General features: G+C 63.5%; 25 protein-coding genes. 17 read left to right on the forward strand and 8 right to left on the reverse strand.

Annotated features, from left to right (window positions below; translation table 11 throughout):
* Window positions 1–66: 66 nt before the first annotated feature.
* From ACSQ3P_RS10030 to ACSQ3P_RS10045, 4 genes are all read right to left on the reverse strand, one after another.
* Window positions 67–390: a DUF433 domain-containing protein gene (locus tag ACSQ3P_RS10030; protein WP_436165448.1), complete on the reverse strand. Its 324-nt coding sequence runs from the start codon at window positions 388–390 to the stop codon at window positions 67–69.
* A 642-nt stretch (window positions 391–1,032) separates the two neighbouring features.
* A complete protein-coding gene (locus ACSQ3P_RS10035; protein WP_436165449.1) occupies window positions 1,033–1,593 on the reverse strand; it encodes a hypothetical protein in 561 nt (186 codons plus the stop codon).
* Window positions 1,594–1,972: 379 nt separating this feature from the next.
* Complete coding sequence (locus ACSQ3P_RS10040; protein WP_146055869.1) at window positions 1,973–2,563, reverse strand: hypothetical protein; 591 nt, start codon at window positions 2,561–2,563, stop codon at window positions 1,973–1,975.
* A 47-nt stretch (window positions 2,564–2,610) separates the two neighbouring features.
* Window positions 2,611–3,669, reverse strand: coding sequence for a DUF262 domain-containing protein (locus ACSQ3P_RS10045; RefSeq protein ID WP_436165450.1), 1,059 nt, complete (start codon window positions 3,667–3,669; stop codon window positions 2,611–2,613).
* A gap of 442 nt (window positions 3,670–4,111) precedes the next feature.
* Here ACSQ3P_RS10045 and ACSQ3P_RS10050 point away from each other — a divergent pair, with 442 nt between their 5' ends.
* Window positions 4,112–4,321, forward strand: coding sequence for a hypothetical protein (locus ACSQ3P_RS10050; protein ID WP_436165451.1), 210 nt, complete (start codon window positions 4,112–4,114; stop codon window positions 4,319–4,321).
* Window positions 4,322–5,295: 974 nt separating this feature from the next.
* Here ACSQ3P_RS10050 and ACSQ3P_RS10055 read toward each other — a convergent pair.
* Window positions 5,296–5,502: a hypothetical protein gene (locus ACSQ3P_RS10055; RefSeq protein ID WP_436165452.1), complete on the reverse strand. Its 207-nt coding sequence runs from the start codon at window positions 5,500–5,502 to the stop codon at window positions 5,296–5,298.
* Between the two features lie 29 nt (window positions 5,503–5,531).
* Window positions 5,532–5,759: a hypothetical protein gene (locus ACSQ3P_RS10060; RefSeq protein WP_436165453.1), complete on the reverse strand. Its 228-nt coding sequence runs from the start codon at window positions 5,757–5,759 to the stop codon at window positions 5,532–5,534.
* A 534-nt stretch (window positions 5,760–6,293) separates the two neighbouring features.
* Here ACSQ3P_RS10060 and ACSQ3P_RS10065 point away from each other — a divergent pair.
* From ACSQ3P_RS10065 to ACSQ3P_RS10105, 9 genes are all read left to right on the forward strand, one after another.
* Entirely contained in the window at window positions 6,294–7,574 is a 1,281-nt protein-coding gene (locus ACSQ3P_RS10065; protein WP_436165454.1) for a hydroxymethylglutaryl-CoA reductase, read from the forward strand.
* A complete protein-coding gene (locus tag ACSQ3P_RS10070) occupies window positions 7,571–8,515 on the forward strand; it encodes a UbiA family prenyltransferase (protein ID WP_436165455.1) in 945 nt (314 codons plus the stop codon). The genes ACSQ3P_RS10065 and ACSQ3P_RS10070 overlap by 4 nt, the downstream gene beginning before the upstream one ends.
* A complete protein-coding gene (locus ACSQ3P_RS10075; RefSeq protein WP_436165456.1) occupies window positions 8,512–10,980 on the forward strand; it encodes a PEP/pyruvate-binding domain-containing protein in 2,469 nt (822 codons plus the stop codon). Before ACSQ3P_RS10070 ends, ACSQ3P_RS10075 begins: the two co-directional genes overlap by 4 nt.
* A complete protein-coding gene (locus ACSQ3P_RS10080) occupies window positions 10,973–12,091 on the forward strand; it encodes a DUF3419 family protein (protein WP_436165457.1) in 1,119 nt (372 codons plus the stop codon). The genes ACSQ3P_RS10075 and ACSQ3P_RS10080 overlap by 8 nt, the downstream gene beginning before the upstream one ends.
* Complete coding sequence (locus ACSQ3P_RS10085) at window positions 12,088–13,401, forward strand: diacylglycerol/polyprenol kinase family protein (protein ID WP_436165458.1); 1,314 nt, start codon at window positions 12,088–12,090, stop codon at window positions 13,399–13,401. Before ACSQ3P_RS10080 ends, ACSQ3P_RS10085 begins: the two co-directional genes overlap by 4 nt.
* On the forward strand, window positions 13,398–14,249 hold the full coding sequence (locus ACSQ3P_RS10090) for a hypothetical protein (RefSeq protein ID WP_436165459.1): 852 nt from the start codon (window positions 13,398–13,400) through the stop codon (window positions 14,247–14,249). The genes ACSQ3P_RS10085 and ACSQ3P_RS10090 overlap by 4 nt, the downstream gene beginning before the upstream one ends.
* A 4-nt stretch (window positions 14,250–14,253) precedes the next feature.
* Complete coding sequence (locus tag ACSQ3P_RS10095; protein ID WP_436165460.1) at window positions 14,254–15,681, forward strand: AMP-binding protein; 1,428 nt, start codon at window positions 14,254–14,256, stop codon at window positions 15,679–15,681.
* Window positions 15,682–16,151: 470 nt separating this feature from the next.
* Entirely contained in the window at window positions 16,152–17,177 is a 1,026-nt protein-coding gene (locus tag ACSQ3P_RS10100) for a DUF2806 domain-containing protein (protein ID WP_436165461.1), read from the forward strand.
* 269 nt (window positions 17,178–17,446) lie between these two features.
* Window positions 17,447–18,127: an SOS response-associated peptidase gene (locus ACSQ3P_RS10105; protein WP_436165462.1), complete on the forward strand. Its 681-nt coding sequence runs from the start codon at window positions 17,447–17,449 to the stop codon at window positions 18,125–18,127.
* A 12-nt stretch (window positions 18,128–18,139) separates the two neighbouring features.
* On the opposite strand, the gene ACSQ3P_RS10110 is transcribed toward ACSQ3P_RS10105, so the two are convergent.
* Both ACSQ3P_RS10110 and ACSQ3P_RS10115 read right to left on the reverse strand, forming a co-directional pair.
* Entirely contained in the window at window positions 18,140–18,373 is a 234-nt protein-coding gene (locus tag ACSQ3P_RS10110; protein WP_436165463.1) for a hypothetical protein, read from the reverse strand.
* Window positions 18,374–18,731: 358 nt separating this feature from the next.
* On the reverse strand, window positions 18,732–19,298 hold the full coding sequence (locus ACSQ3P_RS10115; RefSeq protein ID WP_436165464.1) for a helix-turn-helix domain-containing protein: 567 nt from the start codon (window positions 19,296–19,298) through the stop codon (window positions 18,732–18,734).
* Window positions 19,299–19,494: 196 nt separating this feature from the next.
* On the opposite strand from ACSQ3P_RS10115, the gene ACSQ3P_RS10120 reads away from it, so the two are divergent.
* The 7 genes from ACSQ3P_RS10120 (at window position 19,495) to ACSQ3P_RS10150 (ending at window position 26,061) form a co-directional block, all read left to right on the forward strand.
* Window positions 19,495–20,808, forward strand: coding sequence for an alanine racemase (locus ACSQ3P_RS10120; RefSeq protein ID WP_436165465.1), 1,314 nt, complete (start codon window positions 19,495–19,497; stop codon window positions 20,806–20,808).
* A 16-nt stretch (window positions 20,809–20,824) separates the two neighbouring features.
* Window positions 20,825–21,484: an amino acid ABC transporter permease gene (locus tag ACSQ3P_RS10125; RefSeq protein WP_436165466.1), complete on the forward strand. Its 660-nt coding sequence runs from the start codon at window positions 20,825–20,827 to the stop codon at window positions 21,482–21,484.
* Between the two features lie 10 nt (window positions 21,485–21,494).
* Complete coding sequence (locus ACSQ3P_RS10130) at window positions 21,495–22,145, forward strand: amino acid ABC transporter permease (protein WP_436165467.1); 651 nt, start codon at window positions 21,495–21,497, stop codon at window positions 22,143–22,145.
* Window positions 22,132–22,860 carry an amino acid ABC transporter ATP-binding protein gene (locus tag ACSQ3P_RS10135; protein WP_436165468.1) on the forward strand — a complete coding sequence of 243 codons (729 nt, stop codon included), beginning with the start codon at window positions 22,132–22,134 and terminating at the stop codon, window positions 22,858–22,860. The genes ACSQ3P_RS10130 and ACSQ3P_RS10135 overlap by 14 nt, the downstream gene beginning before the upstream one ends.
* A gap of 41 nt (window positions 22,861–22,901) precedes the next feature.
* Window positions 22,902–23,711 carry a transporter substrate-binding domain-containing protein gene (locus ACSQ3P_RS10140; RefSeq protein ID WP_436165469.1) on the forward strand — a complete coding sequence of 270 codons (810 nt, stop codon included), beginning with the start codon at window positions 22,902–22,904 and terminating at the stop codon, window positions 23,709–23,711.
* Window positions 23,712–23,809: 98 nt separating this feature from the next.
* A complete protein-coding gene (locus ACSQ3P_RS10145; RefSeq protein WP_436165470.1) occupies window positions 23,810–24,874 on the forward strand; it encodes a succinylglutamate desuccinylase/aspartoacylase family protein in 1,065 nt (354 codons plus the stop codon).
* Window positions 24,875–24,987: 113 nt separating this feature from the next.
* The gene (locus ACSQ3P_RS10150) at window positions 24,988–26,061 is read left to right on the forward strand and encodes a LacI family DNA-binding transcriptional regulator (protein WP_436165471.1); all 1,074 of its coding nucleotides are present in this window, start codon (window positions 24,988–24,990) and stop codon (window positions 26,059–26,061) included.
* Window positions 26,062–26,072 lie beyond the last annotated feature (11 nt).

Genomic DNA, 26,072 nt, shown 5'->3' on the forward strand with positions numbered 1-26,072 from the left:
TCTTAGCCGATGACGAGTTCGTCAACGCTGCCAGTCATCAGTCAGCAGCATTCATCTGTCAGGGCATTACCGCCTTCTTCGTACATGGCGGCCGGCAATGATGACGGCGCCTTCCGGAAGGTTTCTGGTCGTGCGAGGCCGATCACGAACCGGATCGGCCTGTACATAGATCACTGCCAGCCGAACCTTCTCTCTATCAAGACTCGGATAAGCCTCGAGAATGTGTTCGACCGAATGACCCGCTGCGACCGACGCCGCGACGTCATGCACCGGAACGCGAGTGCCTTGAATGACGAGGGTTCCGCTGAGCAGGTCAGCTGACGTCACGACCAGCCTGCGAGCTGCCTCAAGATCAAGACGACTCTCGTTCGTGTCCTTCAAGAAAGGCATCTCATCCATCCAGACTCTGAAAGGGACTGAAGGGTAACACTGGCTCGGTCATTGAACCAAAATGCCTGGCGCCTCTGCCGGAGATTGGCAGTAGCCGCGCCGATCTAGTTGAGCGCTCCCTTCGAAGCTCGTTCACAACCGGCTGCCGGCGCATTACTCCAGCCTCTTATCGCTCTCCGTGGCACAGTCCGTCTCCGTAGGCTGGGCTGCGTCCAACTCAGCCAACTTTTCGCGAAGCGCCCCTTCTATGACGCGTTCAATTTCGGCAACGCGTATGGGACTGAGATTCACCGCCATCAAGGATTGTTGGCTTGATCCTTTCGCCGACGATTTACGGCCATCGAACGAGCGGCTATGACGCACACACTGGTGGTACACACGCCGCTAGTCGAGGTCGCCAAAACCCCGGTATTTTCGGGCTTTTTGGGGAAGTGGGCGAGAGTTCAATCCTCTCTCGCAGCACCAGCAAACCCCCTTTGATGTGGCTAGAAAATCAGAGAAACAACGGGTTAGATCGCTGCTGGTGATACACAGAGGCGCTACACGTGGCTCCCTACCGGGGAGCCGGCGACGAGCCTGCGGGATCCGCTCCGCGCACCGCCAAATGCGATTGGGTGAGGGACGTAGCCCCCACGACCGCCATCAACGCAGATTTGTTGCCAGCCAGCCGGCGGCTGCCAGAAAGGAGAATAGCGACAACCACCCGCAGACATGAGCGGCTCGAAACGTGCCATTGACCTTCTGCCCAAGCTCTTTGAGCTTCTTCTCCAGTTCGGCTTGAGTTTTAGCTCGTTCGTCCTCGTGCTGCCCGACAATGCCGAGAACCACGCCAACGTAGAACTTGTCTTGCTCGCTCCTCATGCGGGCGAGTTGGCCATGAGTTTGAAAGTTGAAGTAGACGAAGAGAGAACATAACGCCGCAAGCACGAGACCGGCAGCAAAACCTGACGCGGAAAGTCCGAGTATCCACATTCGTTCGGGGCGCGGCAACGAGCTGACACCAAGGAAAACGGAAAGAGCCGGGAGCGAAATGAGACCGCCAGCGTTCAAGACGTACAAGTTCGTCACAAGTAGCTTGGAATACTCTACCGCGAACTTCTGATACTCGACGGCCGCTTTCTCCCATGGTTCGGCGGCAGCGCGAGTTTCGCGCAGGTAGCGAGTCCACTTCTCGAAATGGGCGTCCTCGGCTCCGTCTGACATTATTCCTCACGAGGTCGCGGGTACGTCGGCCGCCTTCAAGATGCGGTGGGCTTGCATCCTGCTGATCCCCAGCGTCTTGGCAATCTCTGACGTTCCCTTGCCTCCGTCCGGAGGCTCCGCGCGCTGTCAGCGCCGATCCTGCGCTTGCCGCCTGTGCAGACCTCAGCTTCTTTGGCTTTGGCAATGCCGTAGCGCTGGCGAAACTTGATGAAGCCCCGCTCCATCTCCGCCACCATCCCTGGGACCGTCAGCACGGTCCTGCCGGTGTCTCCCTTGGTCAAGACATGGGGCTCCAGAACGGTGAGTGAAGGGGCATGGGGGAACTTCGGCTTCGCTTTAGCGAGGAAGCCACCTGGGATTTTTCGGCCAAATATCGGCCTTAAATACATATCTGCTGTGCCAAGGCCTCAAGCTCCGCGCATACCTGTGACATCCATCTTGTCTGCGGAATGGCGTTCGCTTGCGCATCCCGCAGAAAGCGTCCCGGCCGGGCTGCACGGTAGCGCTTTCCGGCCAAGGCCATGGTTGCTGCGTTGAACTTTTGAGCCCCGTCCTTCTGCTCATGCGCGATCCGATGCCTTATAGCGCCAAAGTGGGCCAACCGTTGTTGAGCGGAGGCCAAGATGTTCTCAAATCGGCTATTTCTGAAATTGCCAGCCGCCCTGCCAATCACAGAACTGACGTTGTGCCAAAGAACGTACTGGCGGCCGTTCAATAACGCGGCTTCGGCATCAGAGATTTTGCTGTGGTATGCGCTTCCGGGGAGAAGTGGTTCCTGCCCTGCGGAATGCTCGTAACCACACATCAACCGCAAAAATGCCTCTTCAAGAAAGCTCTCCCAAGCCACAAAAACCCGGAGATAGGCGAGCTCGTATGCAAGCTCGACGTCAGTAAGAGTGATTAAAAGCCCATTTTGTCCACGCAAAGCTAAAGCAGCCTCTAAGCGCTGAACAAGCGCAAGTGACGCCACGATCTGCGCCGAAAAATCTGCGTCAAATCTCGGCAAGCGCCTAGGCATTACCGAAATGCGTGTGAGTACAACGTCTCAAGTCGAATTCGCCGAGGACGTATATTATCGGTCTGACTCAAGCATGCCGTAATAAAATTACGGAATTGCTCTACTATCTGACCATCTTTATCTTTCGCCGCTTCAACGACGTGCGAGAGCTCGCGTACGGCTTCTTGGAGTCCGTCCATATCAGCACGCGTCAAGTGCCCAGTTGCAGGGGACGTAAGCTCCACCCCCGGAAGTCCGAACATTCTATGAGCCACCGCCGCAAACAAACTGTAGAATAAAGGCCCTCGTCGAAATTCGGTAAGAGAAATTATATCACCAACACTTTCGTTTATAGCGTCGATTACAGTTTTAAATTTTCGTTCCACAATAATTTTTTCATTAAAATTATCGTCATTCGTCCTATAATAAATATCGATCGACTTTTTCTTGTCTTGCAATCCATTCATTATCGCAATCATTAATTCACTTGTTAGCTCAACCTCCTGCATTCGAGCGATAGCTTGCTCGCTGAAAATCTTACGGGTACGCCAAAATTCGAGGTGTTCGAAAGAGAGGCCAAATGCTGATCTCTTGAACTCTCCAAAGAACTGCCCATTTCGCAATTCTTGCGCATTCAACTTGACAGAGTGAGTGTTTAGCCGAGCAAAAATTCGCAGTATGTCGCTATCATCAACCCCATAAAAAACCTCACAAATGAACGAAAATTGATGGATCGCGTCCTTCTGATCCTGATCTAACTCGCTGAAGCGTTTACCAATCGCAGGGCTTTCGATATTCTTAGACAGCGCGAAGCCATCATTGACGTACGACAGAACAGCGGAGAGGCGTTGCTGGCCGTCTACGACCTCACGTATCATGCCTTTTTTGGCGTCCTGAGCGACCCGCAAATATATCGGGGGCACCGGCAGCCCAAGCAAAAGCGTGTCGATCAGATAAGACTGCGCGGGTCGGCCCCAAACTCCCCTTCTTTGAAATTTTGGGGAGATGACGAGAGTATCGATAGCCTTCCACTGCATGAAGTCCAACGTCGTGTAATTGCTGCGTTCTGGCTTCTTCATGCTCGCTTACCAACCTTAGGGTTCGTTCTCGTCCGACCATACCGGCGGATATGGTTCTGCGGCAATGACCGCTCATGCCGATGCGACAGACCGTTGCCGTGAGCATTGGCTTAACGCATCGCATGGAGGCCGAGCGGCGGCGGGGTAACTGCCGATTAGCTTCGGCTTAGCAACTCGGCGCTGCGGCAAACTGCGTTGCCCGTGATCCCCACGGGTGACACACAGACCGCAGCTCAACCCACCGGAAGCAACTGAAACGCCTACGCTTTCTCTCCGCTGCTGAGAGTTCAATTCTCTCTCGCAGCACCAGGCCTCCGGGCTTTAACCCCTTGAAATCGCAAATATCGCTTGATTTCGGGCACTTATGCCCATTCCATTGCCGCAAAAAGGGGCGCGATACGCGCTTTCGGGACCACGCCTATGTCAGGCCGCCGGCGGCAGCATGACGACCGTGCACCGTAAGGTTCGCGAGTTGGCGGCCATCGTGACCACCAAGCGCGGGCGCCACCCGCATCCCGTCGATGTTGAAATTCTGGACATCGCGTCGGCGACTGCCGATGAGGCCGAACTAAGGGAATTCGCTGACATCTTGGGAGACTCGATCTCATTCGCATCGCGATCACCGATCCAAGCGATGCGCGAGCGGGCGTGAAACGCCTTTCGCGACACGTGCTTCAAGGCGCTCGTGAGCATCCGGGCGGAGACGCAGCACAGCGCCTAAGCCAAGGGCGATTTACGCCATTAGGCCCGCCGGTGCAGATCGGCGGGCCTAATGACATCCTCGGGTAACCCAGTATCAGAGACTAATCCGCCCCTTGATGCTCGCTTTGATCTGAACGGAAATTACGCGATACAGCCCCTGCCACCAACGTTCGGGGATACCGCTCTCCCATTCGAGACGGACTTCTTGCCCGCTTTGCTGGTCGTTAATATGCAGCGATCCCCTACTGTATGCATCACTGGAGCCGCGGTTGTTGCGGAGCGTATTGATGATGCTGGATAGAGCGAGGTTAGGATTCGAGACGCGAGGAACAGCCGGCTTCCTAGATTTAGGAACCTTACCCTGTGGACCTGCAACTCGACCGCGACTTGGCGTCTTCATCATGGACGGATGTCTCTCAGAACGTGCCGCGGACACGAATGCCTCGCGTGGCCGGTTGATCACCGGCTCCTGATGTCAGCCCAACTCGGTTTGATGCCCCGTGGACGCCTCGGCGTTGTATCCCGCCTCGCTTCGTCCGGTTGCGACCAGAAAAAACGCGAGCGACTTCCCGGCGTCACCGTCTCCGGAGTGCACCGCTAGATTCGCCTCGATCCGTCTGGAAACTCTTTTGCGGGTGTCGATAGGCGTTTCCGCCGTCGTCACGCGACGGTTGATATCTAGTCCCGGATAGCGCTTTCCGTCAAGGATTAGGGTCGCGCAAACCCTGTGGACACGACATCTGGTAGGCTGAGGGCGTCACGCGGATAGGCTATAGAGCGTACGCTAAGACTTGGAAATCATGAGAGAATTCCGCGATTGCTGCGGGATCACATCACCGCGGCCAAGAAAAAATGATTCGCAAGCTGAAACGTGGCGATGTCATGCAGTAGAAGTAGTATTACACGGAGCGCTGTCAGCGCTGCTCACTCGATTCCCCCCTCACCATAGCGCCGCTCAAAACCCCTGCCATCCTTTTCGCCATTCAGGATGCGCGTCATCAGGCCGAGCGAATGGTTGAGCGGATCGAGGCCGAGATAGATCGAGCTGGCGATAGGCACCTCCGCTGCCCATGTCCGCACCTTGTGTTCGAACGCCTTCACCTCCCGCTGCATTTCCTCGATCTTGCCCATATCGAGTGAGCGCTTCGATCTCTGGACCATCACTGATCCTCGCCCGCATCATCGCGAGGTGCCCTTGTCCCCTCAGAGAACACCGCGCGTAGGAAGCCCCGCGACACTGCTTTGTCGGCATCGGCAAGCAGCGCGTGGAAGTCGTGCAAGAGCGCCCGCAGAGCCTGGCGCTCGCTGCCGTGCTCCTCGACCAGCTCGATCAGTTCCCACTCGATCGCGTCGCGACCATCCTCAATTTCGGCTGGCTTGGCTGACATGTTCCCATTCCTCGCGAATGAGAACAAAATACGAACACAAGCCGAAGGGGAGTCAAGGCTAAAGTGCGTTATCCACCGTTACAAGCGGCCCAAGAAACGCTCCACCACAGTGCCCCAAAATTACCTATAAGTAATTGATTTTATTATTTTACCTAGAGTTCAATCCTCTCTCGCAGCACCAGCCCATCCCTTTGGAATTGCTGAAGACCTTGACGCCACGGGACTTCCGTCCATTGGCCTGCCCCCGTTTGAGTGGCCCGGCTTCGACCTCATGCATCGTCGGCTTGACCTGATCCCCTTTTCGGGCCGCCGGAGGTTGGCGTTTTCCGGCCTTTGTCGCAGTGGCGAACTGGGAGCGCCGCCTGCGTTCTGCAATGAGATCGGCGGCTTATGGCCGATGGAGCCTGCGTCGCGATGCGTGCTTGTGATTGAGGAATTCTTCAGCATGCCGTCATCCTGCCGCAGCGACAGGCCAGAAATTTACAAGCTGCGCGCTATGGCCGACAAGACTACATCTCCAGCCAGGCTGCAGGCATGTCGATCATCCCATCTTCGGTCTTACGTCTGCTCGACCGCCTGCGCGCCTCCTATACGGCCGAGCAAGCGCGCAGCCGAATGAGCCACAGGGCTGAGCTGACGCCCCAGCGGTCCCTGCGCTCAGCGCGCGTGACGGATGCTTCCAGCATTGCCTCGCTCTGGCGGCAGCTCCACGCGGCCGGTGTCGCGACCGAAGCCGCAGAACCCGTTCTGGCGGACACGCAGACGCTCTCTGACGCCGCGCGTTACTCGGCGAACATCGAGGCGATGATCGGGACGCTGAAGCTGCCGCTGGGTGTCATCGGTCCGCTCGTGATCAATGGCCTCAACGCCAATGGCGCCTACTATTTGCCGCTGGCCACCACGGAAGCGGCGCTGGTTGCATCCTATGCGCGCGGCGCGGCGGTCGCGACAAAGTCGGGCGGCGTGACGACGGCCCTGCTGAACGAAGGCGTCCTGCGCAGCCCCGGCTTCAAGTTCGCTGGTCTCGTCGATGCCGGCCTGTTCGTGGAATGGGTGACGCGCAATGTCGACGATCTCCAGGCGGCAGCGGAGGCGACGACGCGTCACGGCAAGCTGATCTCGCTCGAGCCGATGATCGACAACGACATCGTCTTTCTGCTCTGCCGCTACACCACCGGCGATGCCGCCGGCCAGAACATGGTGACGATCGCGACCGACGCGCTCTGCCGCCGGATCGAGGACACCTGCCCTATCAAGCCGTTGCACTGGTTCATCGAGGCCAATTTCTCCGGTGACAAGAAGGCCTCCTATCTCGGCTTGCTCACCGGCCGCGGGCGGAAGGTCAGCGCCAGCGTCATCATTCCAGGCCCGCTCGTCGAGAAGCACCTGCATGTCAGCGTCGATCGGATGATGGCCTATGGCGAGATGGCCAATCTCGGCGCCCTGCTCAGCGGGCAACTCGGCGCGCAGGGGCACTATGCCAACGGGCTGGCCGCCTTCTACATCGCGACCGGGCAAGACGCCGCCTGCGTCTCCGAATCGGCGGTCGGCTTCACGCGGATGGAGCGGCGCGGCGCAGATCTTTTCATCTCGGTCACGCTGCCCAACATCCTGGTCGGTTCGGTCGGCGGCGGCACCGGCCTGCCGAGCCAGTCGGCGGCCTTGTCCCTTCTCGGACTCAAGGGCACCGGCCATGGCGCCGCGCTGGCGGAGGTTGCGGCAGCGCTATGCCTGTGCGGGGAAATCTCGATCATGGGCGCGATCACGGCCGGGCATTTCGCGTCCGCTCATGACAAGCTCGCGAGGCGCAGGTGACGGCCGACCTATCGAGCGAGCAGACGCTGCCCCTGCTGCGCCGGCTCTGGATCTACCAGGCCGAACGCTTCCCGCTGGCGAAGACGTCGGTCCTGCTCGTGGTCTTCACCGCGGCGAGCATCAGTGTCTCCGCCCATCTCGGCGGCCGCACGCTGCCTGCGTGGCCTGCCTTCGCGACGGCCTTTCTGGTGACGCTGATCATCTTCTTCCAGCTGCGCGCCTGCGACGAGGTCAAGGATGCCGAGGATGATCGCCGCTTCAGGCCGGAACGCCCGGTGCCGCGCGGCCTCGTCAGCTTGCGCCTGATCGTCAATCTCGGCATCGCCGGTGTCCCCGTCGCGGCGCTGGTGACGGTGCTGTTTGCACCGGGGCTGATCTGGCCGCTGGCTCTGGTCTGGGCCTGGCTTGCGATGATGAGTTTCGAGTTCTTCGCGCCAGCCTGGCTGAAGGCACGGCCCTTCCTCTACCTCGTCTCGCATATGGCGATCATGCCGCTGATCGACCTGTTCGTGACCGCCTGCGAGTGGCTGCCACGGGCAGGTGCGCCGCCGCCGGGGCTCTGGCTCTTCCTGGCGCTCAGCTTCGTCAATGGCTGCGTCCTGGAGATCGGCCGCAAGCTCTATGGCCGTGGGAATGAGCGACCGGGCGTGGAGACCTATTCCGCCCTGCTGGGGCCCAAGCGCGCTGCCTTGGCCTGGAGCGCCTGCGCGCTCCTGGCCTATGGGCTCCTGCTCGGCGTCGGCCATGCGGTCCAGGCCTTCTTGCCGGTCGCCATCATCGGCACGGTCGCACTAGTGGCGACGCTGGCCTGCGCCCTTCGCTATGCCCGCAACCCCGTTGGCGGCACACAGAAGACGGTGGATGCGATGGCGGGCCTTTGGGTGCTGGTCTGCTATGGCGCGGCAGGTTTCGCGCCGCTGCTGGCCGGAGGCACGATGTGAGCAGCTTCATCCTTCAAGCGCATGAGGCAGGCGATCCGGCTGTCGCCGGCGGCAAGGCCGCAGCGCTTTCAGCGCTGACGCAAGCGGGTTTCGATGTTCCGCCCTTCCTGGTCATCCTGCCCGAGGGCGTGTCCGCGCGCGGCCTCAAGGCGGAGACACGTGGGAGCCTCCAGGCCGCATTGCCGGGTATCGGCCCAGGCCCGTTCGCCGTCCGGTCGTCGGGGCGCGAGGAGGATGGTGCAAGCCATTCCCATGCCGGGCAATTCCTCTCCCTGCTCGACATGGCAGAGCCCGAAGTGGCTGCCGCCGCGCTGAAGGTCTGGCGCTCGGGCAGTACTGACAGCCTGAAAGCCTATCGCGCCACGCGTGGCGTCGATCCGGCCAGCGGGGCGCCCGCGGTCATCGTGCAGCGCCTGGTCAAGGCGCGCGCGGCCGGCGTCGCCTTCTCGGCCGATCCGGTCGGTGGCCGGCGCGACCGCTTCGTCATCTCCGCCATTGCCGGCCTCGGCGACAAGCTGGTCGGCGGCGAGGTCGATGGCGACGACTATGTGGTCGATGCCGCGACGGGCGCCATGCTGGAAGGCCCCCCGGACGGTGTGCTCGGCACCGCGGACATCGCCGCGCTCGCCGAGTTGATCGCACGGGTCGCCGCCGCCAGAGGCTCGGCCCAGGACATCGAATGGGCGTTCGAGGGTGAGCGGCTCTTCCTGCTGCAGGCGCGCCCGATCACGACCCAGTTGCGGGACCCGGCCTGGCCGGACCCAACTGTGACGATCTTCGACAACTCGAACATCGTCGAGAGCTACCCCGGCCTCGTCTCGCCTTTGACCTACAGCTTCGCGCAATACGCCTATGCCCGGGTCTACCGCCGCTTCGTCGCGCTGCTCGGCGTCGCGCCTGTCCGCATAGCCGAGAGCGCGCCGATCTTCGACAACATGCTCGGACGCGTCGACGGGCGGGTCTATTACAACCTCGTCAACTGGTATCGCGCGCTGGCCTTGCTGCCGGGCTTCAGCCTCAACCGCGCCCATATGGAGACGATGATGGGCGTCAGCGAGCCGTTGCCGGCCGCGATCAGCGCCAGCATCGGACCGGGACCAGTGCGCGGCTTCGCCAGGGCGGTCGAATACGCCCGGATGGGCCGCGCGGGCTTGGGCCTCGTCTTCGAGGCGCTGCGGCTGAAACGGACGATCCGGGGCTTCTATGCCAGGCTCAACGGCGCGCTGCGGCTCGGGCCCGAGGCCATCGCCGCCATGCCGCTCTCGGCGCTGGCGACCGAGTATCGCACGATCGAGGCCCGGCTGCTCGACCGCTGGGACGCGCCGCTGGTCAACGACTTCCTCTGCATGATCGCCTTCGGGGCCTCGCGAAAACTGCTGGAGCGCTGGTGCGGGCCCGAGGGCGTCGAGATCCACAATGCGGTGATGATCGGACAGGGCAACATCGTCTCGGCTGAACCGGCCCGGCGCATCGCGACGATGGGTGCGCTGGCTGCAGGCAAGCCGCAGCTTATCGAGGCCTTGCAGCGTGGCGATCTGGCGGCCAGCAAGGCCGATGCGGCTCTCGGGCGCGAGATCGACGCCTACCTTGCCAAATTCTCCGACCGTTGCACGGAAGAGCTGAAGCTGGAGAGCATCACGCTCGACCACGACCCCGCGCCGCTGCTCGCTGCGATCGCCGCCGCCGCCCTGACGTCGCGCGCAGCCCATGCCCAAAGCGGGGATGGAATGACGGCGCTGGAGCGCATCCTCGGGGATCGTCCGATCCGGCGCAGGATCGCGCGCCTGATGCTGGGTTGGGCCCGCGACCGGGTCCGCGACCGCGAAAACCTGCGCTTCGAGCGTACCCGCATCTTCGGCCACGCCAGGCGCGTGCTGGTCGCCATGGGGCAACAGCTCGCAGCGCTGGATGCGATCGATGCTCCGCGCGACGTCTTCCTGCTGACCGTCCCCGAACTGCTCGGCGCGATCGAAGGGTTTGGCACGACGGCCGACCTCAAGGGTCTCGTCACGATCCGCAAGGCCGAGATGGCGCGGGCGACTGAGCGACCGGATCCGCCGGAGCGCGTCACCGTCACAGGCGCCGCCGGCCTCGGATCGGAAGCCGTCGCCGTTGCGGAGCCGATACGCACCGATGCGTCGAAGACCGTTCGCAAGGGCACGGGCTGTTCGGCCGGCACGGTACGCGCCAGGGCAAGGCTGATCCGCGACCCGCGCCGGGAGGCGCTGGTCCAGGGTGAGATTCTGGTGGCGAGGCATACCGATCCCGGCTGGATCGCGGTGTTCAGCAACGCCTCGGCCATCGTCGTCGAGCGCGGCAGCCTGCTGTCGCATTCGGCGATCGTGGCGCGCGAGATGGGCATCCCCTGCGTGGTTGGGCTCAAGGGCGCGCTCGACTGGATCATCGATGGCGAGATGATCAGCGTCGATGGCGCTTCGGGCGAGGTAGGGAAAGCCGATGGCTGAGAGCGAAATCGCCGGCAAGGCCTCCTTCGAGGCGATCCGCTATGCCCAGCTCTGGGAGGATGCCGATGTGCTGACCGCCGCGCTCGGCACGCCGCCCGGCGCCACGCTGGTCTCGATCTGCTCAGCCGGCGACAACGCGCTCGCCATGCTGACGCTCGACCCCAAGCGCGTCGTGGTCGTCGACCTGTCGCCGGCGCAGATCGCCTGCCTGCGCATCCGCATCGCGGCCTATCGCAGGCTGGATCATGCCGGGTTTCTGGAACTGATGGGCTCCCGCCCAAGCGATCAGCGCGGCGACCTGCTGGACCGCGTCATGCAAGACGGCGTCATGCAAGATCTGCCGGAGGCCGAGCACGCCTTCTGGACTGCAAGGCGGGACGACATCATCGCGCACGGGCTCGGCGGCATCGGCAAATTCGAGCGCTATTTCCGGGTAATGCAGCGTTACCTGCTGCCGCTCGTCCATTCCCGCGAGACCATCGCGGCGATCTTTCAGCCGGGCAAGAGCCGGCGGGAGCGCGAGCGCTTCCTCGATACGCGCTGGAACAGCTGGCGCTGGAACCTGCTGCTGCGCGGCTTCTTCTCGCGTTTCACCATGGGACGGCTCGGCCGCGACCCCGCCTTCTTCGACCATGTCGAGGGCAGCGTCGCCGACCATGTCGCCCGCCGCATCCGCCACGCCGCGGTCGATCTCGACCCCGCCCTGAATCCCTATCTGCGCTGGATCCTGACCGGGAGCCATGGCGAGGCGCTGCCGATGGCCTGGCGCGCGGAGCATTACGAGACGATCCGCAGCCGGCTCGACCGGCTCGACATCCGCCAGGGCTCGCTCGAGGCTTTCGTCTCGACCGGCGAAAAGGCTGATGGCTTCAACCTCTCCGATATTTTCGAATACATGAACCCGCAGGTTTTTGAGACCGTCTATGGCAGCGTCGTCGCTGCTGCCCATCCGGGCGCGAGGCTGGTCTACTGGAACATGATGGCGCCGCGCCGCCTGCCACCGGCCCATGCCGACCGCATGCTGCCTCGGCCGGATCTCGAGGCGCCGGGCAAGGCCGCCGACAAGGCGTTCTTCTATTCCGACTTCGTCGTCGAGGAGGTTCAGGCGTGAGCGTGGCGGTGAACCTGCTGCTGGTCGCGGGCTCGATCTCCGCCATGCTTGGCCTCCTGGCAGGGACGAAATGGCTCGGCCGCCGCCATGGCCTGTCGGTCGAACTGCAGCGCAAATGCGTGCATATCGGCACCGGGCTCTATGCGCTGACCCTGCCGCTCACCTTCTCCGAACGCTGGCCGGCCGTCCTGCTGATCAGCCTGTCGCTCATCGTCCTGCTCGGCTTGCGTCTGCGCCGCTTCGCCGGTGACGGCATCAGCTCCGCCGTCCATGGCGTCGCCCGGAAATCCTATGGCGAGCTGTTCCTGGCGCTCAGCGTCGGCTTCCTGTTCTTCGCCTCGCAGGGACAGCCGGTGCTCTACGCGCTGCCGATCCTCGTGCTGACGCTTTCGGATGCGGCCGCCGCGCTCACCGGCACGCGCTATGGCCGCAAGCATTTCCAGGTCGAGGCCGGTACCAAGACCTGGGAGGGCGTCACGATGTTCTTCCTGGTCACCTGGATCCTGGCGCTGATCCTGCTGCTGATGATGACGGAGATGGACCGATCCAAGGTCGTGCTGTTCTCGGTCATGATCGCGGCTTTTGGGGCGCTGGTGGAGGCCGATTCCTGGCGCGGTTTCGATAATCTCTTCGTGCCGATCGGCATCCACCTCCTGCTCGCCAACAACCTCACCACCGAGCCGCTGCAACTTGGGCTCCTTGTGGTGGCGTTTCTGGCAACGCTCGCCTTCGTGATCGCCTTCGCGCCCTTGCTTGGTCTCACGAACCATGCCGCACGCGCCTATGTCGTGCTGGTCTTCCTGATCTGCTGCGTGACCGCTCCGCACAACGCGATCCTGCCCGTCGCAGCGGTGTTCACCCATCTCTTCGCCCGCAACGCACGGCCGAGCCGATCACCCTATCCAGATCTCGACCTGATCGCCGCCGTCAGTGGCGCGGCGCTGTTCTGGCTGTTCCTGGGCGATTATACCGGCCAGAACGCGCTCAACGCCTATAACCTCGGCTTCGCGGGAGCCGCGATCGGGTTCTTGGCGCTGCTGCCACGCCGGCTGATGCTGCTGACCGCGGTCGGCGTCCCCGCGATCGGCGCGATCCTGTTCCTCGTCGCTGCGGCCAATCCGGCCCACAGCCAATGGCACGGCCCGCTCTGGCCCTGGGCACTGGGGTCGATGGCGCTGTGCTTCATCACAATCGCGGCCATGCCGGCCTGGTTCGACCGCTACCGCGCCGCACGCGTGATGGCGCTCTCGCTCGCCGTGCCGCTGACCCTGTTCCTGGCCAAGCTTGCGACGAGGACGCCGACGCTATGACGGAAATCCCCTTGGAATGCGCGATCGAGGGCGCCTCCTGCCTGATCTTCAGGGACGCGCCCTCCTGGGAGGGGCGCCGCACGGCCAGTGTCGGACGTTTCCGCTGTGACAGCGCCAAGGCGGGCCGCGATCTGCTCGCCCGTGCCGCGGCTGATCTGGCGACTGAGGGCTATGAGGCGCTGATCGGTCCCATGGATGGCGACACCTGGCACAGCTACCGGCTGGTGACGGAGAGCGACGGCTCGCCGCCCTTCCTGATGGAGCCAGTGAGCGGCGCCTTCGACGCGGAGGCCTTCACGGCCGCCGGTTTCGCGACGCTGTCGAGCTACGTCTCGACGCGGACGACGCTGGATGCGGCGATTGCGCCCGAGGCGGTTTCGATCGCGGGTGTTTCGGTGACGCCATGGGACGGTAGCGACGCCGCCGGGCTCGTCCGCCAGCTTTACGCCATGTCGGCCGCGGCCTTCCGCAACAACGCGTTCTTCAAGCCGCTCGACGAGCAGGGCTTCCTCAAGCTCTACGAACCCGTCATGCCGCTGGTCGATCCGCGCTTCGTGCTGTTTGCACGCAACGAAGCGGGCGCGCTGATCGGCTTTCTGTTCGGTATGCCCGACCGGCTCGAGGGTGCAACGCCTCGGACCGTCATCCTGAAGACCTATGCCAGTGCCCAGCGCGGCGTCGGCCATCTCCTGGCCGACCATTTCCACCGCACGGCGCGGGACGCTGGCTTCACGCACGCCATCCATGCGCTGATGCATGTCGATAACATCTCGCTGGCGCGCAGCACCCGGCACTCAGGAACGGTCTTCCGCCGCTACGCCCTGCTCGGCCGCCTGTTGGACCTCTGAGGGCATGAACCTGCTCGACCCTTTCCTGCGGAATGCCGAGCAGCACGGCGACCGCACCGCGATCGTGGCGGGGAACGGCGACCGGGTCGGTTTCGCCGACCTCATCACGGCATCCTCGGCATTGGCTTCGGCCTGGCGCCGCGCCGGCATCGGCAAAGGTGACCGCGTCCTGATCGCCATGCCGCTCGGGCCTTCGCTCTATGCAGGCCTGGCCGCGCTCTGGCGGATCGGCGCGGTCGCGGTGCTGCCGGAGCCGGCGCTCGGCCTCAAAGGCCTGCGTCACGCCGCGCGCGCGACCGCCCCAAAAGCCTATCTGAGCGCCGGCTGGTTTCGCGCGCTGCGATATCTCGTGCCGGAGCTCTGGCCGATCAGGCTCATGCTGACGCCCGACGATGCAAGAGTTTCGGGCGAACCGCTGGAGTCGCTGACGCCCGAACATCCGGCCCTGATCTCGTTCACCAGCGGCTCGACCGGCCGCCCCAAGGCGATCCAGCGCAGCCATGGCTTCCTCGCGGCGCAGAGCGCCGTGCTGGCCGATCTGCTGGCGCCCGGGCGCGAGGACGAGACCGACCTCGTCGCCTTCCCGGTCTTCGTCGTCGCCAATCTCGGCCTCGGCGTGACCTCGGTGCTGCCGAGCTGGGACCTGCGCCGCCAGGATCGCACTGAGGCCGGCCTTATCGCCAGGCAGATCTCGGCCCAGCGGGTGACGCGCGCCCTGCTGCCGCCGTCGATCTGCGAAACGCTGGCGCGCAGCGAGGCGCCGCTGCAGCTGGACGCGATCTTCACCGGGGGCGGACCGGTGTTTCCAGACCTTTTGGAGCGCCTCTCGGCAAAAATTCCCGAAGCCGGGATCGTGGCGGTCTACGGCTCGACCGAGGCCGAACCGATCGCCCATCTGCACCACCGCGATATCGGCCATTACGATTGGAGCGCGATGAAATCAGGCGCAGGCCTGCTCGCGGGACACACCGTCGACAGCATCCAGGTCGCGATCCTGGACGATGAGATCGTCGTCACCGGCGATCACGTCAACAAGGGCTATCTCGACCCTGCCGACGATGCCTCGACCAAGCTGAGGCGCGCCGGCCAGATCTGGCATAGGACCGGCGATTCCGGCCATCTGGACGCGGAAGGCCGCCTTTGGCTCGGTGGCCGGCTCGACGGCCGGGCCGGGCAGCTTCTTCCCTTCGGCATCGAGGCCGCGTCGCGCTTCTGGCCGGGCGTGCGCCGCAGCGCGCTCGTGGAGATCGGCGGGCGGGCGCAGCTCGCGGTCGAGGGCGATCAGGACAAGATGCCGGCCTGGATGCAAGCCGCAGCCCTGATCGGGGAGGTCCATGTGGTCGGGATCGACGAGATCCCTCTCGACAGACGTCACAGGTCGAAGGTCGACTACGTCGCCCTTCGCGCCAGATTGCAGGGGCTGGCGAAGTAGCCAGGTCGATCGCGTGAGGCCCGCCAACTTAGCCTTTCCTCTGCGGGTGGCTTAGGTTGCAAGGCCGTCCCAACGAGTTCACCAAGGCCATTGGCGAGTTCGACAAGGTGACTGGCACGTCCGTAACGCTTGCGTCTGCTCTCGATTGCGTTGCCCGCCGCGCTCGCTCCCGCACGAAGCCGCAGGGAACCAACCTGTCAGCACCAGCCAATGTAGCGGGGTGCGTAGAGCTTCCTGAGCATCGTGCTTGGCCTCATAGACGGCCGTCGCGATCTCTTCGCCGATGATTGGTGGAATCGTCGATGCGCCGCCGCCTATGCCTGTCCCTCCAATCAGAACGAAATAGGAAATCTCTCCGACTGCGAGTCAGCATACCCATTCGGCTCGCCACCTCGACAGGCACAACCAATCCGTGCAGTCTTTAGCGCCAATAAAGGGAACAGGTTATGGCTAAGGGTCCGAAGACTGACGTGCTCGCGCAGCCTGTCAGCATGGAAGCGAGACTGACCGAGAGCGGAGTCAAGATCAGCATCAAAAGCAGGTTGGTGTCCGCCTGGGATCGCCTTAGGGGAAGCACAATCGATGCCGCGGCGGCAGAGCATGAGGGGCGCGCCACCCTTCAGCGGGCAAAAGATGCCGTTCAAGCCGACTTAATCGCCGAAGCGGGCAAAACTATCGCGAAAGAGGTCAAGACCGATCCCAAGCTAGCCATTGCGATTTTGTCGGGAGACTTTGCCGAGGCTTCGCGTCGCTATCAAAATCGAACCGCGATTGCCGGGATGACGGGAGAGGAAGTCATTCAGATAACCGCAACTCGCCCGGAAACAAAAATGGAAGAAGAAGATTCTTCAACGGAAATTGACGATGATTGGATGAATCAATTCTATAATTACGCTGGAGACGCGTCCTCCGAAGTGTTGCAACGCTCGTTTGCGCGGGTTCTGGCTGGTGAAATCGTAAATCCAGGATCTTTTTCAAAGAGAACTTTGCGATCTCTCTGCGAATTAGACAAGGACACTGCAGCCGCCTTTCAAAAATTGGCGCGATATCGCGATCGGCTTCATAGACATATATCGAAACCTACGGGAGAAGATGAACTTCCCTACCATATCATTGTTGCGCTGGACGACGCGGGTCTAATTGCCAATGTTCCTGGCGTCGGATTTGATCTCCACGCAGACGAAAGTAATGTGAGCATTCTTCAGAATGGAACAAGATCAATAGTATGCCATCAGAAAATAAAGACCTCCGCATTCCAACCACCACTGCGAATCGATGTATACGCCCTAACTCGATTTGGCTCTGATATTTGTTCAATTCTTCCTGATGAAGATGATAATTTTTATCTTCACGCTGTTACAAAACAACTTATGGAAGATGAAAATGTTGGAAAGATTTTTATTGGCGACGTCACAGCTATGAATAAAACTACTGGTGAAATACAAGTTGGTAATCAATATTTGATGTTTGAATCTGTCGGCAAAAACCCTAACTAACCCGCCGCCTTTCACGTCCCAAACCACGGCATTTTAACGCACCATCTCTCTGCTGAAATATTCGTTTATGGAAATATTTACGGCGTTCCCCTTCATTCGCTGCGTCCGCAATCTCTTTGAAATTCCTGGCATATTCGCGAAATAGGCATACTCGGCTACGCGCGATCAAATGCGAGACATTGCGAAGACCTGCGCCTATTCCAGAACCCCTTTGACCCGCGGAATCGCACTCTGTTCTCTTGGCCACGCGGCGTTGCTATAGTGCGCCGATGTGCGGACGTTTCAGCCAGTCCTATACCTGGGAACAAATTCATGCTTTCAGCCGGCCGCTGACGAAAGCGTTGCCGGCTGGGCAGGACAATCTGCCGCCGCGCTACAACATCGCGCCCACGACCAATGTGCACATGATTGTGCCCGTCGACGGCGGGCGGGAGCTGCGCATTGCCCGCTGGTGGCTGATCCCCTCCTGGTGGAAGAAGGGCATCAAGGAGGTGCCATCGACCTTCAATGCGCGGGTCGAGACGGTCGATTCCAACCCGATGTTCCGCGACGCCTTCAAGCGCACGCGTTGCATCGTACCGGCTTCGGGCTTCTTCGAATGGACCGGCCCTAAGGCCGATCGGACTCCACACTATTTCTCAGCCGCCGATGGCGGCCTCCTGGGGATAGCGGGCCTGTGGGCGATCTGGATAAACCCCGAGGGCGAGGCAGTCACGAGCTGCACGATGGTGGTCCGCGACGCGGACGAATGGACCGCGCGCTATCACGACCGCATGCCGTCCTTTCTGAAGCCCGAGGACTTCGACGCCTGGCTCACCGGCTCGGCGGGGAAGGAGATCCTGCGCAAGACACCGCCAAGGCTCCAGGAATGGATCGTCTCCAAGCGGGTCAACAAGACAGGCGACGGCGACGACGATCCCAGCACGGTCGAGCCGATCGCGGCTGCCTGAGAGGCCCTTCCCCTATTCGATGCCGTTCTGGCCGAACGATCGCTCATAGCGATCATCGATCGCCGCGTTCAACTGCGCGTCCATTAGGAGCAGCGCCGAATTGAGGTTGTCGAGCGCAACATAGACCGTCGTTTTGATCGGCGTCTCGGCGCACCAACGCCGGACCTCATGATGAAACGACTTCAGCACAGGCTGCATCGCCGCCGCCTTGCTCGCATCCATGCTGCGCTTCGTACGCTTGACCATCACTCGCCTCGCCTTTCGCCAGAAACCGGCTTCGCACCATCCACGAATCTGCAGCGCAGGTAGCCGCGCGACACGGCCTGCTTGGCATCCGCCAGCAACACAGCCATGCCATGGAACAGCGCGCCGATCGCCTGACGCGCGTCGCCGCCGAACGCGGCCAGAACCGCGTCGATCGGCCCTGCTCACCGCTGGAATTGTGGGTGCCGCCGCCTCGGTCGGTTCCTTGATTGCATCCTCAAGTATGAGAACATAATAAGAACAAACGCAAGTTGGGAGTCAAGCTATCCCCGCCCTCGTTCCAAAGCGCGCCATCGCATTGCCCAGTCCCCGAGCTCTTGTTCCGAAGACCGCCGGAGCTTCAGGAATTGCTCAGCACCGCGACGGCATAGACGCAGGCCCGGTCGCTCTCGTTCTTGAAGACGCAATCGCTGGGAGGGCCGAGCTCGAGGCAATCGCCTTCCGTCATCTCGTGCCGCGTCTGCCCTTCCCAGAAGACGAGCTCGCCATCCAGCACCCAGATCAGTTGGCGCATGAAGGCATAGGCCGAGGCGGGCATCGGCACCTCCTTCCCGGCCGGCAATTCGATGCGCACCAGGTCGAGCGGCAGGTCCGAGCGTGGCGAGACATGGCGGCGCACATAACCGGTCTGCGGATCAACCCATAGCGGCTGATCGGCCTTCCGCAGCAGCCACCCCTGCTGCATCTCCGCCCGCGCCATCAGCGTCGACATGCTCAGGCCGAAGGCTCCGGAGAGCTTGCCGAGCAAGGTCGCCGTCGGGCTGCTCTCGGCCCGCTCCACCTTGAAGATCATGGCGCGGGATACCGACGCCTTTTCGGCGAGATCGGACAGCGACCAGCCCCTGCCCTCCCGTTCGATGCGAATGCGAGCGCCAATGCGCTGATCGATGCCGTCAGATTTCGCCATGCGTGATACTATAGTGGACGGATCCGCAAAATCAAAAGCGGATCGCGCTGCGTCATGGCGTCTCCGCGCGCCCTCATCCCGTACTCGCGAAGTGACCACGCCCGATGCCGGACGTCTGCCCCTCGAATGACAAATGATAACGTTGTCATGCAGGGTCGATCCTGCTAGAGGCAGGCTCGCCGGGAGGAGCAGCCCAATGATGCAGTCGATCATGGATGGCGAACGCATGGATGGCGAAAGCCTGCGTCTCGACGCGAGCTTGCGCGGTGTGCCCTTCGCCCAGTCGGTATCGTCGCAGGACCTCATCGAGGCGGGCCTGCGCCCGAGCCATGGCGAGCTCTCGCTACCGGCCCTGACGCTGGATGAGGCGGCGCTTGCCTCCAATCGCGAGATCTTCTTCCGCTATCTCGCAGCTCATGGCGCGCTCGTCGCGCCGCACGCCAAGACGCCGATGTCGCCCGAGATCGTCGCCGAGTTGCGCCAGGCCGGCGCCTGGGGCGCCTCCGTCGCCAATCTCCAGCAGGCGGCGGTGCTGATGCAGGCCGGCGAGCCACGCCTCCTGCTCGCAAACCAGATCGGTGGCATCGCTGCCGGCCGGCGTCTGGGCGCCCTGCTCGCCGCCTACCCCCAAGTCGAGCTCACCGCTTTCGCGGATTCACCCGCCTCCGTCGCCGGGCTCGCTCTTGCCGCTGAAACCGCCGGCCGCCAGGGCCTGCCGGTCGTCGTCGAAATCGGCGCTGGGCGCGCCGGCGCACGCGATGCGCAGGCCGTCGAAGCGGTCATCACTGCGGTCGGCGCCTCCAATGGGCGGCTTCGTCTCGCCGGCGTCGCGACCTATGAGGGCGCCGTCGCCAGCCCGGATCCCGTCGCCACCCGCGCGGCCATCGCTGCACTCATGGAACGGACGATCGCGGCTTTCGCCCGCATCCGCGCCATCGAGCCCGAAGCCCCCTTGCTGATCAGCGCCGGCGGCTCGGCCTATTTCGATCTCGTCGTTGCCGCGCTTTCGCCTGTAGCGAAGGCGGATGGGCGAGCGAGCCTGCTCCTGCGCAGCGGCGCAATCTTCTTTTCCGATCACGGCATCTATGCCCGCGCCTTCGCGGCGCTCGACGCCCGCGGCGGCCTCGTCATGGATGGCGAGACGCTGTCGGCGTCAGCGAGCTTCCGCCCGGCGCTGCGGCTCTGGGCCGAGGTGCTGTCGCGGCCGGAACCCGGGCTCGCCATCGCCGGTTTCGGCATGCGCGACGTCTCCTTCGATCAGGGCCTGCCGCGATTGCTGAGCGTCCATCGCGACGGGGCTGAGCTTGCGGGCATGGCGGGCGTCACGGTCGAGCGATTGAACGACCAGCACGCTTTCCTCTCCCTGCCGGCCGGCTGCGATCTCGCGGTCGGCGACATCCTGTGCCTGGGCATCTCTCATCCCTGCACCTGCCTCGATCGTTGGCGGGCGGTCTTCGGATTGACGCAGGACGGCACGGTCGGGCGCGTGCTGCGCACGCATTTCGGCTGAGCGACGAGGCGCGGCGATGAACTTCCAGCAGCTCTGGCGCTATCAGGACCAGCTCGTCGAAGGCACGCTGATCACGCTTGCCCTGACGCTGATCGCGGCCTGCGTCGGCCTTGCCATCGGTCTGCTCGGCGCGGCGCTATTGCGCAGCGGATCGCGCCCCGCCCGCCTCGCGATCCGCAGCTATATCGAAATCATCCGCAACACGCCCTCGCTGATCCAGATCTTCCTGATCTTCTTCGTGCTGCCGAGCTTCGGCCTGAAGCTGCCGGCCTTCGAGGCGGCCGCCGTGGCGCTCAGCCTGTATTTCGGCGCCTACGCCATCGAGATCGTGCGGGCGGGGCTGGAGTCAATCCCGCCAAGCCAGATCGAGGCCGGCCGATGCCTCGGGCTGACGCGCTGGCAGGTCTTTCGCCATGTCGTGCTGCCGCCGGCGCTGCGCAACGTCTATCCGGCCTTCACCAGCCAGTTCACCTTGCTGTTGCTGGGCACCTCGCTCGCCTCCCAGGTCGCGGCCGGAGAGCTGTTCCACGCCGGCAGCTTCATCGAAAGCCGGACCTATCGCAGCTTCGAGGTCTATGCGGTGATCTGCGCGATCTATTTCGCGATGGTGCTGGCGTTCAAGGCCGTGTTCGCCGTCATCGGCGTCCTCGCCTTCCGCTGGCCGGTCAGGCGCTGAGGAGCCCGGGATGCGTTCCTTCAGCCTTATCGACCTGGTCTCCCTCGTCTATGCCCTGCAATGGACGGTGCTGCTCGTGCTGCTGGCGCTCGCCTTCGGCGCTCCGCTCGCACTCCTGCTCGCAACCGCGCGCACCAGCCGGTTCGCAGCCTTGCGCTGGCTCGCCGCAGCCGTGATCCAGCTCATCCAGGGCGTGCCCCTGCTCGGCCTGCTGTTCTTCTTCTATTTCGGCATGCCGGTCTTCCTCGACCTGCAGGTGCCGGCGCTCGTCGCCGTCGGCATCGCCTATACGCTCTATACGGCGGGCTTCCTCGGCGACATCTGGCGCGGCGGCATCCAGGCGGTGAAGCCGGCGCAATGGGAGGCCGGAGCATGCCTGGGCCTGAGCGCCTGGCAGCAGTTTCGCCACATCATCGGCCCGCAAGCGCTGCGGCTGTCGCTGCCGCCGACGGTCGGTTTCCTGGTGCAATTGATCAAGGGCACCTCGCTCGCCTCGATCGTCGGTTTCGTCGAGCTCGCCCGCGCCGGCCAGGTCGCGAGCGCGGCGACCTTCCAGCCGCTCCTCACCTACAGCGTCGTGGCCGCGATCTATTTCGCGCTGTGCCTGCCACTGACCTTGTGGTCCCGTTCCCTGGAGGCCCGCCTCAATGGCGCTCGTTGAAATCCGCGATGTCCGCAAGAGCTTCGGCCAGGTCGAGGTCCTGAAAGGGGTCTCGCTCGATGTCGCGGAGGGCGAGATCGTCACGATCATCGGCCGTTCGGGATCGGGCAAATCGACGCTGCTGCGCTGCATCAACGCGCTGGAAACCGTCAATTCCGGCACGATCACGGTCGAGGGGCAGCCAGTCTCCGCCGGCATGGCCAATCTGCGCCAGTTCCGCCAGCGCGTCGGCATCGTCTTCCAGGCCTTCAACCTGTTCCCGCATCTGACGGTCGAGAAGAACATCACGCTGGCGCCGCTGCTGACCAAGAAGATCGGCAAAAGCGAGGCCCGCGCGCTCGCCCAGGATGTGCTGCGCCGCGTCGGCCTCACTGACAAGATCGACGCCTGGCCGGAGCAGCTTTCGGGCGGCCAGCAGCAGCGCGTCGCGATCGCACGCTGCCTGGCGATGGCACCGCATCTGATGCTGTTCGACGAGGTGACCTCGGCGCTCGACCCCGAGCTCGTCGGCGAGGTGCTGAAGGTGATGGAGGACATGGCGCGCCAGGGCATGACCATGGTCCTCGTCACCCATGAAATGGGCTTCGCCCGCAATGTCGCGAACAAGATCGTCTTCATGCATCAGGGCAAGGTCTGGGAGGAGGGTCCGCCGGAGAAGCTCTTTGCCGATCCCCAGACGCCCGAGCTGCGCAGTTTCATCAACTCGGTGAAGTAGCCGGTCCCCAAGGCTGCAACGAGCCCTCAGAGGAGAACAGCATGACCCCGTTCAAAACCATGATGGCGGCACTCATTGCCGCAACAACCCTGGCCGCAGCGACCCTGGCCGCCCCCGTCGCCGCCAGGGCCGACAAGCTGCAGGACGTCCTCAAGGCCGGCAAGCTGCGCGTCGGCATCCTGACCGACGCCGCACCCTGGGGCTTCAAGGACGAGAAGGGCGAGATCGCCGGCCTCGACGCCGACCTCGCCAAGCTCGTCGCCAGCGACCTCGGCGTGAAGCTCGAGCTCGTGCCCGTCACCGGCGCGGCGCGCATCCCGAGCCTGCTCTCCGACAAGATCGACGTGCTCGCCGCCGGTCTCGGCGCCACGCCTGAGCGCGCCCAGCAGATCATGTTCTCGCAGCCCTATGCCGTGGTGAATCTCGGCGTCTACGGCCCGAAATCGATCCCCGCCGCCACCGGCAAGAAGCCCGACAACCTCAAGGGCAAGACGGTCGCCGTCGCCAAGGGCACGACGCTCGATCTCTGGCTGACCGACAACGCGCCCGAGGTGAAGGTGGTGCGCTTCGAGGATACGCCGGCCGCCATCGCCGCCTATCTCGCCGGCCAGGCCGATACCTTCGCCGAGAACAGCGCCATCGCCATCAAGGTGATGGAGCAGAACCCGAGCAAGGAGGTAGAGATGAAATTCGTCATCCGCCAGTCGCCGGCTCATATCGGCGTGCGCCAGGGCGAGCAGAACCTGCTGAACTGGCTCAACACGGCGATCTTCTCCAACAAGCTCAATGGCAAGCTCGGCGCGCTGCAGCTGAAATGGTTCAAGGAAGAGCAGTCCCTGCCGACGCTCTGAATTTGCAGCCGCCGCCCGGCTTTCGTCGGGCGGCGTCCTGACCCGAAGCCGCTGCCGGTTCGGCAACACTGCCGACCGGCGGCGCATCAAGGTGCCCCATGCATACCGGCCTTTTCCACGAGCTCGACTTCGCCGCGAACGGCAAATCACTCGGCTATCTCAGCATTCCCTTCTCGGTCGACCGCTCCCCCTATTTCCAGGTCAAGGTGCCGGTCTGCCGCATCCGCAATGGCGAGGGTCCGCGCGTCCTCTTGATGGCCGGCAACCATGGCGACGAATATGAGGGCGAGATCGCTCTCACCCAGTTGATCCGGCGCCTGGCGCCCGAGGCGATGCGCGGCGAGCTGACGATCCTGCCATTCGCCAATGCGCCGGCGGTGATGGCGGCGCGGCGGCGCTCGCCGCTCGACGAGGGCAATCTCAACCGCGCCTTCCCAGGCGACGCCAGCGGCGTGCCGACCAGCCGGATCGCGCAATTCCTGGAGACGGAACTGTTTCCGCGTCACGACGTGGTGTTCGACCTGCATTCCGGCGGCACCTCGATGGCGCATCTGCCTTGCGCCTTGATCGAAAAGCAGGGCTCGCCGGAGACTTTTGCCCGCGCGCTCGCGCTGATGGACGGGCTCGGCATGCCCTTCGGCTTCGTCGCGGAGAACGGCGCGGAGGCGCCGACCTCGATGGCGGCCGCCGCCCGTGCCGGGGCGATCGGCATCTCGGGCGAGTTCGGCGGTGGCGGCACGGTGACGCCGCAGAGCATGGCGCTAACCCGGCGCGCCATCGACAGATTGCTCCTGGCGCTCGGCAGCATCGCCGAGCCGGTGTTGGGCCCGCATCAGCCGATCGAGCAAACGATGACGTTGCTCGCCTTGCAGAGCCACACGCAAGCGGTCTACGCCACGCGCCGCGGCTGGTTCGAGCCGCGCGTCGATTGCGGCGCGACAGTCGAGGCCGGCGATCTGGCAGGCTGGTACCACGATTTCGGGCGGCTCGAGACGGCCGAGGAGGAGCTGCGCTTCGCCGCCTCCGGCATCGTCATTTCGCGCCGCCTGCACAGCGACAGCGAATCGGGCGATTGCCTGATACAGGTCGGGCGACGCTTGGATCGCTCCGCCTTCGGCCTTAGAGCAGGATGCGAAAAAGTGGGAACCGGTTTTTCGCATTGATCCTGCTCCAACTCCTAGATGAGAGACGGATTCAGATTTCAGCTGGGATCATCTCGTGATCCCAGCTGAAATCATCCGGCTCTTGCTGAGCGGCAGGCGATCGGGGAGGCTCGATGACGGAGGAGGCGGCGCCACGGCCGAATTACGACGACGTCGTGCGCGTGCGCGCCGACCAGGCGATCGCGCCGCGCCCCTCCGCCCGCCCTCCCCGCATCGAGGCGGTCGCGCGCCTCGCCGGGGTCTCGCCGATCACCGTCTCGCGGGCGTTGCGCCAACCGGAGAAGCTGACCGAGGCGACCCGCCGCAAGGTGCTCGAAGCCGTTGCGCGCACCGGCTATGAATCGAACCCCCATGCGCGGGCGCTGCGCTCCGGCCGCTCGACGCTTGTTGCGGCCTTCGTCTCCAACATCCTCAGCCAACCCTTCGGCCTGGCGATCCAGGGGCTGGCGGCCGAACTCGAGCCCGAAGGCTATGAGCTGATGATCGGGCAGACCTCCTATTCCTATGCGAAGGAGGTCGCGATGATCCGTTCGCTGCGCTCCTTGCGGCCGGCGGCGGTGATGTTCACCGGCGTCATCGAGCTCGAGGACAACCGGCAGGCGCTGCGCGAACTCTCGATCCCGGTCGTCGAGACCTGGGCCTATCCGCGCGATCCGATCGACATGCTGGTCGGCTTCTCCAATGTCGATGCCGGCGCCATGGCAGCCGAGCATCTCGCCGCGCGGGGCTATCGCCGCCTCGGCTTCATCGGCCGCGCCGGCGGGCGCGGCGCCTTGCGGCTGCAGGGATTCCGGGCAGCGGCAGAGCGGCTCGGCGTGACGATCGCCCGCGAGGTGACGGTGCCCGAAGTGATCGGCATCACTGACGGCCGCGCGGCGCTGCGCCGGCTCGTGGAGGATGGCGAACAGGTCGAGGCGGTGTTCTGCGCCAATGACCTGCTGGCGACGGGCGCCCTGATCGAGGCGCGTGCCCGCGGCCTGAGCATCCCCGGCGACCTCGCCATATTGGGCTTCGGCGACAATGACGCCGCCGCCGAGATCGCGCCGGGCCTGACCACGATCAGCATCGACGCCTACAGCATCGGCCGGCGCGCCGGGGCGCTGCTGCGCGAAAGGCTCGGCGGCGTTGCGCCGCAGATGCCGCAGCAAGCTATCGACCTCGAATTGATCCTGCGCGGGAGCGTCTGACCCCCGCGCCC

Origin of the sequence: Allobosea sp. LjRoot9 (genome assembly GCF_964252745.1) — a bacterium.
In the GTDB taxonomy this organism is placed as follows: domain Bacteria; phylum Pseudomonadota; class Alphaproteobacteria; order Rhizobiales; family Beijerinckiaceae; genus Allobosea.

Coding starts and splice junctions, on each gene's coding strand:
- ACSQ3P_RS10135 (WP_436165468.1), top strand. CDS start 22,132: ATGGCGCTCGTTGAAATCCGCGATGTCCGCAAGAGCTTCGGCCAGGTC.
- ACSQ3P_RS10030 (WP_436165448.1), bottom strand. CDS start 390: ATGCCTTTCTTGAAGGACACGAACGAGAGTCGTCTTGATCTTGAGGCA.
- ACSQ3P_RS10150 (WP_436165471.1), top strand. CDS start 24,988: ATGACGGAGGAGGCGGCGCCACGGCCGAATTACGACGACGTCGTGCGC.
- ACSQ3P_RS10115 (WP_436165464.1), bottom strand. CDS start 19,298: ATGGCGAAATCTGACGGCATCGATCAGCGCATTGGCGCTCGCATTCGC.
- ACSQ3P_RS10110 (WP_436165463.1), bottom strand. CDS start 18,373: ATGGTCAAGCGTACGAAGCGCAGCATGGATGCGAGCAAGGCGGCGGCG.
- ACSQ3P_RS10140 (WP_436165469.1), top strand. CDS start 22,902: ATGACCCCGTTCAAAACCATGATGGCGGCACTCATTGCCGCAACAACC.
- ACSQ3P_RS10050 (WP_436165451.1), top strand. CDS start 4,112: ATGACGACCGTGCACCGTAAGGTTCGCGAGTTGGCGGCCATCGTGACC.
- ACSQ3P_RS10045 (WP_436165450.1), bottom strand. CDS start 3,669: ATGAAGAAGCCAGAACGCAGCAATTACACGACGTTGGACTTCATGCAG.
- ACSQ3P_RS10120 (WP_436165465.1), top strand. CDS start 19,495: ATGATGCAGTCGATCATGGATGGCGAACGCATGGATGGCGAAAGCCTG.
- ACSQ3P_RS10065 (WP_436165454.1), top strand. CDS start 6,294: ATGTCGATCATCCCATCTTCGGTCTTACGTCTGCTCGACCGCCTGCGC.
- ACSQ3P_RS10080 (WP_436165457.1), top strand. CDS start 10,973: ATGGCTGAGAGCGAAATCGCCGGCAAGGCCTCCTTCGAGGCGATCCGC.
- ACSQ3P_RS10145 (WP_436165470.1), top strand. CDS start 23,810: ATGCATACCGGCCTTTTCCACGAGCTCGACTTCGCCGCGAACGGCAAA.
- ACSQ3P_RS10060 (WP_436165453.1), bottom strand. CDS start 5,759: ATGTCAGCCAAGCCAGCCGAAATTGAGGATGGTCGCGACGCGATCGAG.
- ACSQ3P_RS10125 (WP_436165466.1), top strand. CDS start 20,825: ATGAACTTCCAGCAGCTCTGGCGCTATCAGGACCAGCTCGTCGAAGGC.
- ACSQ3P_RS10090 (WP_436165459.1), top strand. CDS start 13,398: ATGACGGAAATCCCCTTGGAATGCGCGATCGAGGGCGCCTCCTGCCTG.
- ACSQ3P_RS10035 (WP_436165449.1), bottom strand. CDS start 1,593: ATGTCAGACGGAGCCGAGGACGCCCATTTCGAGAAGTGGACTCGCTAC.
- ACSQ3P_RS10095 (WP_436165460.1), top strand. CDS start 14,254: ATGAACCTGCTCGACCCTTTCCTGCGGAATGCCGAGCAGCACGGCGAC.
- ACSQ3P_RS10105 (WP_436165462.1), top strand. CDS start 17,447: ATGTGCGGACGTTTCAGCCAGTCCTATACCTGGGAACAAATTCATGCT.
- ACSQ3P_RS10055 (WP_436165452.1), bottom strand. CDS start 5,502: ATGGGCAAGATCGAGGAAATGCAGCGGGAGGTGAAGGCGTTCGAACAC.
- ACSQ3P_RS10130 (WP_436165467.1), top strand. CDS start 21,495: ATGCGTTCCTTCAGCCTTATCGACCTGGTCTCCCTCGTCTATGCCCTG.